We start from the raw sequence: 12,205 nt of genomic DNA, 5'->3' as shown, positions 1-12,205 counted from the left end.
TCGTCGTCGTCGCCGTAGGCGACCTTCACGAGCTTGATCTTGGAGTACTCGGGCTCCCGCCGCTGACGCCCCCGTCAGTCCGCCGCGGGCTCCGAGACCGGGATCGTCGCCGTGCGCGCCGCGATCCGCCGGCGGTGGTGCCCGGCGCCGCCGAGCAGCGCCGCGTCGACCTGCGCGCGCTTCAGCAGCCAGTGCACGTCGGCCTCCCACGTGAAGCCGATGCCGCCGTGCAGCTGCACGGCCGCGGCGGTGACGGTCCGACCCGCGTCGGACGCGGCGGCCTTCGCCATCGCCGCGACGACGGGGAGCTCCGCCGTCAGGCGCGCGCGCTCGTCCGGGTCCTCGGTGGCCTCGATCGCGTCGGCGGTCCACGCGGCGTTGTAGGTCAGGACCCGCGCCATGGCCACGTCGCGGAGCATCTGCGCCGCGCCGTGCTGGACGGCCTGGAACGACCCGACCGGCACGCCGAACTGCTTGCGCTCCTTGACGTACGCGACGGTCATGTCGAGCGCGCGCTGCGTGACGCCGACGAGCTCCGCCGCCACCACGATCGCGGCGCGGTCGAAGCCCGGGCCCGACGGGGTCGGCGTGCCGCCGAGCCACTCGCCGCGGCCGTTGAGCTCCTCCTCCGGGTCCAGCTGCGGGATCGGCACGCGGCCGTGGCCGCGGGTCGGGTCGATCGCCTGCACCGGCTCCACGATGCCGGCGCCCGGCGCGTAGAGCGCGGACGGTCCGCCGTCGGGGTCGCCGACCACGAGCAGGCCGCTGTCCGCCGCGCCCGGGACCGGGACGCGGTCGCCGGTGAACGTCGTCGCGCCGCGCAGCTGCCCGGACGCGAGGTGCGGGAGCCAGTCGCCGCGCTGATCCTCGGTGCCCTCGTGCCGGACGACGAGCGCCGCCGTCACGGTGCCGAGGAACGGGACGGCCGCGACGGCGTAGCCGAGCTCCTCGGTGATCGCGGCGAGCTCGACGAGGCCGAGGCCCTGGCCCCCGTGCTCCTCCGGGATCGCGAGGCCGGTCCAGCCGAGCTCGGCGAGCTCGGCGGTCAGGGCGGCGTCCTCGCCCGGCGTGCGCGAGAGGTCGGGCATCCCCTCGGGCTCCTCGCCCGCGCTGGCCACGACGGTGCGCAGCTGCGCGAAGCTCGCGCGGCCGGCGAGCAGCTCGCGCGCCGCCCGCTGGATCTCCTGCTGGTCCTCGGAGAGGTCGAATCGCATGCTGATCGCTCCTAGCGCCGGGGGAGGCCGAGCACGCGCTCGGCGATGATGGTCTTCTGGATCTCGGTGGTGCCGCCCTCGATCGAGTTGCCGCGGGCCCGCAGCAGCTCGTAGCCCCAGCGGCTGTCGGCCGACAGCGCCTCGGCGCCGACGACGTCGACGGCCAGCTGCGCGAGCAGCTGGTTCGTCTCGCTCCACAGCCATTTGGTCAGCGAGCCCTCGGGCCCGGGCTGCCCGTACTGCTCGATGGCGGTGAGGCCCTTCCAGGCCATCAGCCGCAGCGCCTCGGTCCGCAGGTGCAGGTCCGCGAGGCGGTCGGCGATCACGGGGTCCTCGGAGGGGCTGGGGTGGGCGGGGGAATCCGCTCTCTGGGCCGCGGCGACGAGGCGATCGAGCGCCTGGCGCAGCCGGACCTGGAGGAAGAACGCGAGGCCGGCGCGCTCGTTCATCAGCGTCGTCAGCGCGACCTTCCACCCGTTGCCGACGCCGCCGACGACCATCGACCGCGGCACCCGGGCGTCGGTCAGGAACAGCTCGTTGAACTCCGGCGAGCCGGTGATCTGCACGAGCGGGCGGACGTCGACGCCGTCCTGCTCCATGTCGAGCACGAAGTACGAGAGGCCCTGGTGCTTCTTGGCGTTCGCATCGTCCGTGCCGGTGCGCGCGACGAGCATGCACCACTTCGCGTACTGCGCGCCCGAGGTCCACACCTTCTGCCCGGTCACGAGCCAGTCGGACTCCGGGTCGTCCGGGTCCTCGAGCACCGCGCGGGTCTTCACCGCGGCGAAGTCCGAGCCCGCGTCGGGCTCGGAGAAGCCCTGGCACCAGGTCTCGTCCGCCGACAGGATCGTCGGCAGCAGCCGCTCCTTCTGCGCGTCGTCGCCCCAGACCATGAGCGTCGGGCCCGCCAGCAGGATCCCGAGCACGTCGGCCGGCAGCGGCGCGCCGGAGCGCCCGAGCTCCTCGAAGAAGATCGCGGTCTCGGTGAGGCTCGCGCCGCGGCCACCGACCTCCGTCGGCCAGTGCACGCCGGCCCAGCCGCCCGCCGCGAGCGTGCGCTGCCACTCGCGGCGCCACTCCCAGGACTCGTCCTCGCCGTCGGGCTCGGGCGTCAGCGACCCGGCGGGACCGCGCTCGGCCAGCCAGGCGCGGAGCTCGTCCCGGAAGGCGAGCTGCTCGGGGGTGAAGGTCAGGTCCACGGCTGCTCCTCGGTGCTCGGTCGTCCGCCCGGGAGGATCGCCCCGCGCGCTCGGCCGGGGACGGACCCCGGCCGGGTCGCCCCCAGGCTACGAGGTGCGGCGGGCGGCAGGGGGACGGCGGCCGGATCCGCCGTGCGGCCCGGCGGTTGCGTGCCTCTCCGTGACGCCCGCACACGCGGCGTGCCGCGTACGTGTGACCATGCTGATATGTCCCCCGACCCGACCCACGCGCTCCCGGCCCTCGCCGACGTCGAGCAGGCCCTGCGCGCCTCCTGGTCGATGGAGACCTCCGACGACCCGCACAGCTGGTCGCCCGAGAATCCCGCCCTCGGCCAGTGCGCCGTGTCCGCGCTGGTGATCCGCGCGCTCTTCGGCGGCGACATCGTCATCGCGACCGTCCTGGACCGCCACGGCGAGCGCACCCCGGACGGCCACGCCTGGAACGTCCTGCCCTCCGGCGAGCAGGTCGACTTCTCCTTCGACCAGTTCCTCGACGGCGAGGGCCTCGGGCCGGAGATCGTCACCGAGCCCGTGATCGACGGCGACCCGCAGCGCGCCCACCTGCTGGCGAGTCGCGTCGGGAACATCCTCGGCGTGACGATCGACCTGCCGCCGAACCCGCTGGCCGCGCAGGCACCCGCCGCCGCGGCCGCCGAGGTCGGCCCGTCCCCCGAGGGGCACTGGCACTAGGCGGAACGGGCCGGGCGCGCGGCCGACGGTCACGCCCCCCGGATGGCCTGCCGCAGATCCGCGACCAGGTCGGCCCCGTCCTCGACCCCGACGGACAGCCGGACGAGGTCCGCCGGCACCGCCGCGTCGGAGCCCTCGACGGACTGGTGCGTCATCGCCTGGGGCACCTCGATCAGCGACTCGACGCCGCCGAGCGACTCCGCGAGCGTGAACAGGCGCGTGCGCTCGGCGATGCCGCGGGCGTCCGGGTGACGGAAGCTGACCATCCCGCTGAAGCCCGGCCAGCGGACGTCGGAGGCCTCGGGAGCGTCGCGGAGGAAGGCGCTCACCAGCGCGGCGTTCTCCGCGTGGGCGCGCATCCGCAGCGCCAGGGTGCGCAGACCGCGGTGGGTCAGGAAGCTGTCGAACGGGCCGGGGACCGCGCCGATCGCGTTCTGCACGAAGCGCACCTGCTCGTGGTGCTCGGCGGTCGCGGTGATGACGGCGCCGCCGACGACGTCGGAGTGGCCGGCGAGGTACTTCGTCGTCGAGTGCACGACGGCGTCGGCCCCGAGCTCCAGCGGCCGCTGGTTGACCGGCGTCGCGAACGTGTTGTCGACCGCGACGAACGCGTTCTTCGACCGCGCGACGACACCCGCGACGTCGACGACGTTCAGCAGCGGGTTGGTCGGGGTCTCGACCCAGATCAGGCGCGTGTCGTCGCGGACCGCGCCGGCCAGGGCGTCGAGGTCGGTCTGGTCGACCATCGTGTACCGCAGGCCCCACTTCGTCAGCACCTTGTCGACGAGCCGGAAGGTCCCGCCGTAGAGGTCGCCCGGGATCACGACGTGGTCGCCCGCGGAGCAGATCGCCGTGAGCAGCGCGTGGGTGGCCGCCATGCCCGAGGAGAACGCGGAGCCGTGCCCGCCCTCCAGCTGCCCGAGCGCCCGCTCGAGCGCGGCCCGCGTCGGGTTGGCGCTGCGCGCGTAGTCGAAGTCCTCGACGAACTCGCCGACGCGCGGCTGCCGGAACGTCGACGTCTGGTGGATCGCCGGGATGACCGAGCCGTAGGACGGGTCCGGGTCCAGCCCGGCGTGCACGACGCGGGTGGCCAGGGCGTCGGTGCTCGGGTGCGGGTCGCGGTCGGGGGTGCTCATCGGGCCAGCGACTCCAGCAGGTCGGCGCGGGTGAGGATGCCGGCGGGCCGCCCCTCGCGGGTGACGAGCAGCGCCTGGCGGTCCCCGGACAGCAGCTCCACGGCCTCGCGGACCGGGTCGCCCGCCGAGACCGCCGGGAACGGCACCTCCATCACGTCGACGATCCGCGCGCCGAGGACGTCGGGGTCGGCGACCGCGCGCTTCAGCACGCCCCGCTCCCCGATCGACCCGACGACCGCCTGGGCGTCGCGCGCGGAGACCACCGGGAGCTGCGACACGCGGTGCTCGTGCAGCAGGGCGACGGCCTCGCGGACGGTCTGGTCGGTCCGGACCGTGACGAGCGACGGGATCGTGTCGTCGTGCTTGCGCAGCAGGACGTCGCCGACGGACTCCTCGTCCGCGCGCTCGAGGAAGCCGTACTCGGTCATCCAGTCGTCGGAGTAGATCTTGCTGAGGTAGGAGCGGCCGCCGTCGGGCAGGACCACGACGACCACCGCGTCCGGGTCGTCGATGTCGGCGGCGACCTCGAGCGCGGCGTGCACGGCCGTGCCGCACGACCCGCCCGTGAGGATGCCCTCGGTCATGGCCAGGCGGCGGGTGGTGAGGAACGAGTCGCGATCGCTGACGCGGACCCACCGGTCGACGACGGACGGGTCGAACGTCGTCGGCCAGAAGTCCTCGCCGACGCCCTCGACGAGGTACCCCTTGACGTCCTCCGCGGACGGTGCCGCGTAGATCGACCCGACCGGGTCCGCGCCGACCACCACGAGGTCCGGGTTGCGCTCCTTCAGGTAGCGCGCGGTCCCCGTGATCGTGCCGCCGGTGCCCACGCCGACGACGAGGTGCGTGATCGTCCCGCCGGTCTGCGCCCAGATCTCGGGGCCGGTCGAGGCGTAGTGCGCGGCCGGGTTCGCGGCGTTCGCGTACTGGTTGGGCTTGAACGCGCCGGGGATCTCGGCCGCGAGCCGGTCGGAGACCGCGTAGTAGGACTCCGGGTCCTCCGGCTCGACGTTCGTCGGGCACACCACGACCTGCGCCCCGTACGCGCGCAGCAGGTCGATCTTCTCGCGGGACATCTTGTCCGGCATGACCGCGATCACCTGGTAGCCCTTCAGCCGCGCGGCGATCGCCAGGCCGGTGCCCGTGTTGCCGGAGGTCGGCTCGACGATCGTCCCGCCCGGACGCAGGAGCCCGTCGCGCTCGGCCGCCTCGATCATCGCGACCGCGACGCGGTCCTTGATCGAGCCGCCCGGGTTCAGGTACTCGACCTTCGCGATCAGCTGCGGCGTCAGGTCGGCGCCGATGCGACTCAGCCGGACCAGCGGGGTGCCGCCGATGGCGTCGAGGATCGACTCCTTGATGTCGCTGGCCGGCGGTACGGCGGCGGGCGTCGGCGGATTCATGCAGTCATCGTAACCGAAGCCGCAGTATCTTCGGTGATATGGCCGCTACGCAGAACATTGCCCTGGACGACGTGGACCGGCGCATCGTCGAGGCGCTGGCGGGCGACGCGCGCATCTCCAACGCCGCCCTGGCCGAGCAGGTCGGGATCGCGCCGTCGACGTGCCTGACGCGGGTGGCCCGGCTGCGGGAGCGGGGCGTCCTGCTCGGGTTCCACGCCGAGGTGGACCTCGCCGCGCTGGGCCGCCCGCTGCAGGCGGTCGTCGCGGTCCGCCTGGCGGCCCACGACCGCGGCCAGATCCAGGAGTTCACGGACACGGTCAACGCCCTGCCCGGGGTCCTCATGGTCTTCCACGTGACGGGTCAGATCGACTACCTCGTCTGGGTCGCCGCCACCGACACGCAGGACCTGCGCCGCTTCGTCGTCGACCACCTGACGACGCACCCCGCCGTCGCGCACGCCGAGACGTCGCTGGTCTACGAGCACACCCGGGGGCCTGGGGTCTTCGGGGCGGTCGACGCGGGCTGAGCCCGGCGCTCGGTACGGGCCGGGGCCGGAGGTCGACGCGGGCCGGGGCTCGACGTCGACCGGCCCGCTCCCCGCCCGATCCCCCCCCCGGCCGCGAGGGCCGCGCGGGGGCGCGGGCGGCGCGGGCGCCGCCTACTTCCAGCGGGCGAGCAGCTCCTGCGTGTGCTCGGTCAGCGCGGCCTGCAGCAGCGGGCCGTAGCTGACGCGCCCCACGCCGAGCTTCTGCAGGCGCTCGAGGGTGTGCTTGCCCGGGTGCGCCGTGATGTTCACCGGGACGTCGATCGCCTCCACGACCGCCGCGATCAGGTCGTCGTCGCCGTGGATCGCGACCGGGTAGACCGTGTCGGCGCCGGCGGCCACGAGGGCCTGCAGCCGCTCGATCGCCTCGTCGAGGACGGAGGCCCGGTCCTCGGCGCGGGCGAAGAGGTCCGTCCGGCCGTTGACGACGATCGCCACGCCGGCGTCGTCCGCCGCGGCGCGCAGGCCGCCGATGTACGCGGCGTGCTCCTCGGTCGTGCGCAGGCGCCCACCCTCGGAGTGGACCGTGTCCTCCAGGTTCAGCCCGGCGCCGCCGGCCTCGATCAGGCCCGCGATCAGGTCGGCCGGGGAGGCGCCGTAGCCGGACTCGAGGTCGACCGAGATCGGGACGTCGACCGCGGCGATGATCGGGCGGACCGCGGCGAGGACCTCCTCGAGGGTCTGGCCCTCGTTGTCCTTCCCGCCGCGCGAGTCGGCGAGCGGATGGCTGCCGATGGTCAGCGCGTCGAAGCCGGCGCCGGCCGCGACCTTCGCGGACCAGACGTCCCACACGGTCGGCAGCACCAGGGTCCCTCCGGCTCCGTGGAGCTCCTTCAGGCGCTGGGCGTTCTTCACGGTGCGGTCGTCGGCCATTGCTCGTTCCTCCGTATCGGGGTTCCGGGCGGCGCTCCGCCGCCCCGGGAGGCCGAGTGTCCCATCCGCGTGCCCCCGCCCCGTGGGGACGAGTGCCCGTCGCCGTCCGCGAGTTCATCGGTGCCTTCCCCTACAAGACGCGGCCGTGGGCCCCGGGCGCGAACCGCGACCCGACGCCGCAGCTCGTCGGCGGCACGGAGCTCTCGCTCGAGCGCGGGCTCCTGCGCGACCCGCTCTACCGACGCCTGAAGGCGGTCCGCGAGGGCCGCGTGATCGCCGTCCGCCGCCGACGCGTTCGCCGGCGCGCTCGGCTTCAACAGCCCGCTGAGTCGTCCGTACCTGCTGAAGCAGGCGGTGCCGCGACTCGCCGCGGCGGTCGACGGCGACCCGGCCACGAAGATCGCGGCCACCGAGTAGCGACGCGTCCCGCGGGCGTACGCCGCCCGCGCGCGAGGGACGCCGACCGCGGACCGGCGTCGCGCGTCGGCCGCATCCGGCATGATCAGGCGCATCGTCCCCTCATCAGGCCCATCGGTTCGGCGCGGCCCAGCGGTCCGGCGTCTGCTCATCGCGACCGCCGTGCTCGGCCTGGTCATCGCGTGCATCGTGCTCGCGCTGCGCGCCGGCTCGGCGGACGGGGCGCCCGGCGACTCGCTCGCCGACCTCCTCGGGGTGCCCAACGGCCCGGCCGGCGGGGCGCAGCCGCCCGAGGCCCAGCAGCTCGACACCGGCTGGACCCGCGTGGCGGACCCCGCCGACGACGGCGCCTCGACCGGACGCCCGACCGGGGCCGGCCCGGGCTGGACCTCGGTCACGGTCCCCGACGTCACGCAGCCGGAGACGACCCCGGCGAGCTACGCCGGCGCGGTCTACTGGTACGCCCGCAAGGTCGACGTGCCCGCCGCCACGACCGGCGGGACCTGGGCCCTGCGCTTCGAGGGCGTCCGCCGCGTCGCCTCGGTCTACGTCGACGGCCAGGAGCTCGTCCAGAACGACGACCCCTACTCCCCCTTCGAGGTGGAGCTGCCGGCCGCCACCGCGGGCCGCACCGTCACGGTCGCCGTCCGCGTCGACGGCCGCCGCCCGTCGCCCCTGTCGGAGGGCTGGTGGAACTGGGCGGGCATCGTCCGACCGGTCTCCCTCGTGCCGCGCGCCCGCCTGAACACCGTCGACCCGGCCGTCCAGGGCACCGCGAGCTGCACCGGCCCGGAGCTGTGCGAGCGCTCGATGCGCGTACGGGCCGACGTCCAGAACCGCACCGGCGCCTACCTGCCGCTGCGCGTCCGGGTGGCGGTCACCGACGGCACCGGCGCCAAGATCGCCGGCGAGGACCGCGACCTCGGCGGCGTCGATCCGGGCGCGAAGAAGCCCGTCGCGCTCGACATCCCGGTGCCGAACGCGAAGCTCTGGTCGCCGTCGTCGCCCAACCTCTACACCGCGACCGTCGAGCTCGTCTCCGGCGCCGTCGTCGAGCAGCGGGTCGTCCGGCGCATCGGCTTCCGCACCGTCACCGCGGTCGGCTCGAAGCTCCAGCTCAACGGGCGCGAGCTCCGCCTGCGCGGCGCGTCGATCCAGGAGGACCTCCCCGGCCACGGCGCCGCGCTGACGGACGCGGACATCGCCCAGATCGTCCAGGACCTCGAGATGTCGGGCGCGAACGTCACGCGCGCCCACTACACGCTCGACGAGCGCCTGCTCTCCGCGCTGGACCGCGCCGGGATCATGGTCTGGTCGCAGGCGCCCGTCTACCAGGGCACCTCGCGCTTGTCGGACCCCGACTACCGGGAGCGCGCGCTGCGGACCAACCGCCGCGCCGTCACCGCCAGCCGCAACCACCCGTCGGTGATCGTGCACTCCGTCGCCAACGAGCTCTCCGCGCTCGTCGACAAGTACCCCGGCGCCGTCGGCTACCTGCAGACGGCCCGCCAGGACGCACAGACGCTCGACCCCACCGTCCCGGCGGCCGTCGACCTCGTCAACTACCCGAACTACCCGATCCAATCGGCGTACGGGCAGTTCCCGGTCCTCGGCCTGAACGTGTACTTCGGCTGGTACGACGGCAAGTCCGGCAAGCACTCCACGAAGGACTTCTCCGACTTCGCGCCGCACCTCCGTCGCCTCAAGCGGATGTACCCGAACGCGGCCATGGCGATCACGGAGTTCGGCGCCGAGGGCATCCGCGCGGGCTCGCGGTCGAAGAAGGGGACGCTGCAGTTCCAGCAGGCGTACTTCAACCGGATGATGAACGTCATCGACGGCAACACGAACCTGTCGGGCGCGCTCTACTGGACCGTCCGCGAGTTCGCCATCAAGCCGAACTGGACCGGCGGCACGCCGTCCAAGTCGGCCAAGCGCGACGGCATCCACCGCAAGGGCCTGCTCACGTACTACGGCCGCGCGAAGCCCGTCTGGAACTCGGCGAAGGCGCGTCTGGACGGCAGCAACTGGGGCGTCGGGGCGACGCCGCGCAGCGCCTACGGGCGCTGAGGGCGGGCGGCCCGGCGGCACCCGGGAGGGCGTCGGGCGATCGGTGGCGCAGACCACCGGGCGGGATGCGTCCGGCGGGCCCCGGGGCCCGGCAGGGCGACGCGGCCGGCCGGGCGACGCGGCCCGCAGGGCGACACGGCCGGCCGGGCGACACGGCCGGCCGGGCGACACGGCCGGCCGGGCGACGCGGCCGGTCAGACGCCGACGGCGCGGTGGTGCGCCGACAGGCGGCGCTGGAACGTCGTCATGTCGCGCCACGACCCGACGGCCGACGGCACGGCGCCGAACACGGGGATCGCGCGCAGGCCGCGCGAGCGCAGGCCCTTCGCCGAGAACCGCTCCCGCAGGCCGGGCAGCTGCCGCATCCGCCAGAGCAGGCGCAGCGTCGTCCACGGCGTCCAGCGGTCGGGGACGGCGTCGCGCAGCACCTGCCCGCCGCGGACGACCAGCGCGTCCAGCAGCGAGCCGGGCGACGAGCCGTCGGAGATCGCCTCGGCCTGCGCGGCGTCCTCCAGCAGGGCCCAGGCGACCAGCAGGTCCGACGCGATCTGGGCGTCGGTCCGCTCCGGCGCCCGGTCGACGGTGGCGGCCACCCCGGCGCGCGCCTGCTCGACGAGGCCGACCACCTCGGTCGGGATCAGCCCCGCGGCCCCGAACGCCCCGGTCGCCGCGCCGCGAACCCCGGCGCGGGCCCGGGCGTGGGTCGGGCGCACGCGGTGGCGTCGTCCCTCGTCGGACGTGGCCTCGGCGCGGAGCAGCCCCACGAGCGCGACCAGGACCTGCTCGGGGACCCGCGGCAGGCGGTCGGACCCCGCCCGGGGACGCCACGCGGCGACGGCCGACCCGGTCGCCGCGCCGAGCGCCTTCAGCTGACCCGGGGAGAGCGGGAGGAGCGGTTCGTCGGCCATCGCCGGGAGGCTACGCGGCGCGGTGGCCGGCGGTTGCGCCGGGGCTCGTTCCTCCGTCCCGCGGCCCGCGCCCCTCGACCCTCCGCAGCAGGGGGCGCGCCGCGAAGAGCATCGCCAGGATCGCCGCGACCGCGAGCCAGAGCAGCGGGTCGGTCGGCGAGAGGTGCTCCAGGCGCCCGCCGAGCAGGACGACGATGCACGTCATCGGGACGTAGCCCACGAACGTCGTCCACGCGAACCGCGGCAGCGGCACCCGCAGCGCGCCGGGCACGACGCTGGCGAGCGTGAACGGCACGACGGGCACCAGACGCGACGCCAGGAGCGGGAACGCGCCGGCGTCCTCGAGCATCGCGGCGAGCCGGTCGACCCGGTCCGCCCCGAGCAGGCCCCGGGCCGCCGGGCGCCCCAGCGACCGGCCGAGCGCGTAGCCGAGCAGCCCGGTCAGCAGCCACGCACCGAGCATCAGCGGCACGCCGATCCAGAAGCCGTAGACGTAGCCGGCGACCGCCAGCGCGAGCTCCGCCGGATAGGGGATCACGGTGTGGACGAGGACGAGGGCCACGAGGACCAGGGCGCCCGCGACGCCGAGGTCGCGCAGCTGGTCACGCAGCGCACCCGTGTCGCCGTCGAGGACGTGGCCGAGCGCGTCGTTGAGGGCCGGCACGAAGAGCACGAGCGCGACGAGGACCGCCGTCACGAGGACGGCGACGGCGGCCGCCACCACCTTCGGGCGGAGGTGGCGATCGCGCGCTGCCATCCGAGCGACGGTACGGGCGCCGGGGCCGGATGGGGTGGCCGTGCCGTGAAGGTCGGCCCGCGGTGCGGCCCGCCTCCTGCGGCGCCGTCGCGGGGACCGGCCGGGGCGGGGCGGGGCGGGGCGGGGCGGGCGGCTCTCAGCCCTCCGCGAAGACCCCGCGGAGCCGCTCGAACGCCACCGACGCCACCCGGAAGCGGACGAAGCTGCCGATCTTCTCGCGCTCGACGAGGCCGGCCTTCGCCAGCCGCGCGAGGTGGTGGCTCGTCGTCGGCTGGCTCAGGCCCAGGGCCGCCTGGATCTCGCCGCCGTTCATCGCCCGGTCGGGGTGGTGCAGCAGCAGGCTGACGATCTTCAGCCGCTGCTCGTTGGCCAGCGCGTGCAGGAGCTTGGCCAGGTCGACGGCGTCGTCGTCGGCCAGCGGCGCCTCGGCGAGCGGCTCGGCGCGGTGCAGGAAGGGCAGGTCCACGTCGACAACGTATAGATGCGGGTCGATATTGACAAGCGTAAATATGCACGCTACCTTGGATGTCAGGACATTGATCCCCATCAATACGAAAGGTCTCCTCATGATCCGTCGCTTCGCGTCCGATCTCAGCGTCTTCACCCTCGGGTCCTTCCTCGCCGTCGTCAGTCAGGGCGTCGGCTCCGGAGCGGTCCAGTGGTGGCTCTTCGCCGTCGGCGTCCTCACGATCGCCGCCGGCGCCTACGGGGCGTACGACACCGCCCGCGGTGGCGCCCACCGCAGCGTCGACGCCCTCACCGGCGTCCTCGGCGTCTGGGCCATCGTCGCCAGCTTCGCGTGGAGCGGCAGCACGCTCCTCGACCTCGCCCTCTGGACCGGCATCGCCTACGCGATCGTCGGCGCGGCCGGCCTCGTGATCCACGAGCTCCGGACCGAGCGGGTCGTGCACGCGCTCGAGGTCTCCGCCCCGGCGGCGCACCGCGAGGAGACCCTGGTCCGCTGACCGGGCGCGGTGCGCCCCGGCGGCACGG

Annotated in this window: 12 protein-coding genes; 4 read left to right on the top strand and 8 right to left on the bottom strand. The window is 74.7% G+C overall.

Features of this window, described 5'->3' with window-relative positions; all coding sequences use genetic code 11:
- Positions 1–74: 74 nt before the first annotated feature.
- Both AB0L40_RS03690 and AB0L40_RS03685 read right to left on the bottom strand, forming a co-directional pair.
- Entirely contained in the window at positions 75–1,214 is a 1,140-nt protein-coding gene (locus AB0L40_RS03690; RefSeq protein ID WP_364349338.1) for an acyl-CoA dehydrogenase family protein, read from the bottom strand.
- Positions 1,215–1,225: 11 nt separating this feature from the next.
- Entirely contained in the window at positions 1,226–2,413 is a 1,188-nt protein-coding gene (locus tag AB0L40_RS03685; protein ID WP_364349336.1) for an acyl-CoA dehydrogenase family protein, read from the bottom strand.
- 207 nt (positions 2,414–2,620) lie between these two features.
- Here AB0L40_RS03685 and AB0L40_RS03680 point away from each other — a divergent pair, with 207 nt between their 5' ends.
- A complete protein-coding gene (locus AB0L40_RS03680; protein WP_364349333.1) occupies positions 2,621–3,103 on the top strand; it encodes a hypothetical protein in 483 nt (160 codons plus the stop codon).
- Between the two features lie 29 nt (positions 3,104–3,132).
- Here the strand turns inward: AB0L40_RS03680 and AB0L40_RS03675 are convergent, their stop codons facing one another.
- Together AB0L40_RS03675 and AB0L40_RS03670 are read right to left on the bottom strand one after the other, a co-directional pair.
- Entirely contained in the window at positions 3,133–4,239 is a 1,107-nt protein-coding gene (locus AB0L40_RS03675) for a PLP-dependent transferase (protein WP_364349330.1), read from the bottom strand.
- Positions 4,236–5,642 (bottom strand): cystathionine beta-synthase, encoded by a 1,407-nt coding sequence (locus tag AB0L40_RS03670; RefSeq protein ID WP_364349327.1) that lies wholly within the window; start codon positions 5,640–5,642, stop codon positions 4,236–4,238. Before AB0L40_RS03670 ends, AB0L40_RS03675 begins: the two co-directional genes overlap by 4 nt.
- 38 nt (positions 5,643–5,680) lie before the next feature.
- On the opposite strand from AB0L40_RS03670, the gene AB0L40_RS03665 reads away from it, so the two are divergent.
- Positions 5,681–6,169 carry an Lrp/AsnC family transcriptional regulator gene (locus AB0L40_RS03665; RefSeq protein ID WP_364349324.1) on the top strand — a complete coding sequence of 163 codons (489 nt, stop codon included), beginning with the start codon at positions 5,681–5,683 and terminating at the stop codon, positions 6,167–6,169.
- 132 nt (positions 6,170–6,301) lie between these two features.
- Here AB0L40_RS03665 and AB0L40_RS03660 read toward each other — a convergent pair whose 3' ends face one another.
- A complete protein-coding gene (locus AB0L40_RS03660; RefSeq protein ID WP_364349321.1) occupies positions 6,302–7,060 on the bottom strand; it encodes an isocitrate lyase/phosphoenolpyruvate mutase family protein in 759 nt (252 codons plus the stop codon).
- A gap of 579 nt (positions 7,061–7,639) precedes the next feature.
- Here AB0L40_RS03660 and AB0L40_RS03655 point away from each other — a divergent pair.
- The gene (locus AB0L40_RS03655) at positions 7,640–9,547 is read left to right on the top strand and encodes a glycoside hydrolase family 2 TIM barrel-domain containing protein (RefSeq protein WP_364349318.1); all 1,908 of its coding nucleotides are present in this window, start codon (positions 7,640–7,642) and stop codon (positions 9,545–9,547) included.
- 194 nt (positions 9,548–9,741) lie between these two features.
- On the opposite strand, the gene AB0L40_RS03650 is transcribed toward AB0L40_RS03655, so the two are convergent.
- The 3 genes from AB0L40_RS03650 to AB0L40_RS03640 form a co-directional block, all read right to left on the bottom strand.
- Positions 9,742–10,455, bottom strand: coding sequence for a hypothetical protein (locus AB0L40_RS03650; RefSeq protein WP_364349315.1), 714 nt, complete (start codon positions 10,453–10,455; stop codon positions 9,742–9,744).
- A gap of 10 nt (positions 10,456–10,465) precedes the next feature.
- Complete coding sequence (locus AB0L40_RS03645) at positions 10,466–11,212, bottom strand: VTT domain-containing protein (protein WP_364349312.1); 747 nt, start codon at positions 11,210–11,212, stop codon at positions 10,466–10,468.
- 136 nt (positions 11,213–11,348) lie between these two features.
- Positions 11,349–11,678 (bottom strand): metalloregulator ArsR/SmtB family transcription factor, encoded by a 330-nt coding sequence (locus AB0L40_RS03640; protein ID WP_364349309.1) that lies wholly within the window; start codon positions 11,676–11,678, stop codon positions 11,349–11,351.
- Positions 11,679–11,778: 100 nt separating this feature from the next.
- On the opposite strand from AB0L40_RS03640, the gene AB0L40_RS03635 reads away from it, so the two are divergent.
- A complete protein-coding gene (locus AB0L40_RS03635) occupies positions 11,779–12,177 on the top strand; it encodes a hypothetical protein (protein WP_364349306.1) in 399 nt (132 codons plus the stop codon).
- Positions 12,178–12,205 lie beyond the last annotated feature (28 nt).

Origin of the sequence: Patulibacter sp. NPDC049589 (genome assembly GCF_040675535.1) — a bacterium.
GTDB lineage: Bacteria > Actinomycetota > Thermoleophilia > Solirubrobacterales > Solirubrobacteraceae > Patulibacter.
This window is presented reverse-complemented; position numbering and strand designations above follow the sequence as displayed.

What these genes read in the sequence shown, in the direction of transcription:
- AB0L40_RS03690 (WP_364349338.1), bottom strand. Translation starts at nt 1,214, where the DNA reads ATGCGATTCGACCTCTCCGAGGACCAGCAGGAGATCCAGCGGGCGGCG.
- AB0L40_RS03680 (WP_364349333.1), top strand. Translation starts at nt 2,621, where the DNA reads ATGTCCCCCGACCCGACCCACGCGCTCCCGGCCCTCGCCGACGTCGAG.
- AB0L40_RS03675 (WP_364349330.1), bottom strand. Translation starts at nt 4,239, where the DNA reads ATGAGCACCCCCGACCGCGACCCGCACCCGAGCACCGACGCCCTGGCC.
- AB0L40_RS03670 (WP_364349327.1), bottom strand. Translation starts at nt 5,642, where the DNA reads ATGAATCCGCCGACGCCCGCCGCCGTACCGCCGGCCAGCGACATCAAG.
- AB0L40_RS03665 (WP_364349324.1), top strand. Translation starts at nt 5,681, where the DNA reads ATGGCCGCTACGCAGAACATTGCCCTGGACGACGTGGACCGGCGCATC.
- AB0L40_RS03660 (WP_364349321.1), bottom strand. Translation starts at nt 7,060, where the DNA reads ATGGCCGACGACCGCACCGTGAAGAACGCCCAGCGCCTGAAGGAGCTC.
- AB0L40_RS03650 (WP_364349315.1), bottom strand. Translation starts at nt 10,455, where the DNA reads ATGGCCGACGAACCGCTCCTCCCGCTCTCCCCGGGTCAGCTGAAGGCG.
- AB0L40_RS03645 (WP_364349312.1), bottom strand. Translation starts at nt 11,212, where the DNA reads ATGGCAGCGCGCGATCGCCACCTCCGCCCGAAGGTGGTGGCGGCCGCC.
- AB0L40_RS03635 (WP_364349306.1), top strand. Translation starts at nt 11,779, where the DNA reads ATGATCCGTCGCTTCGCGTCCGATCTCAGCGTCTTCACCCTCGGGTCC.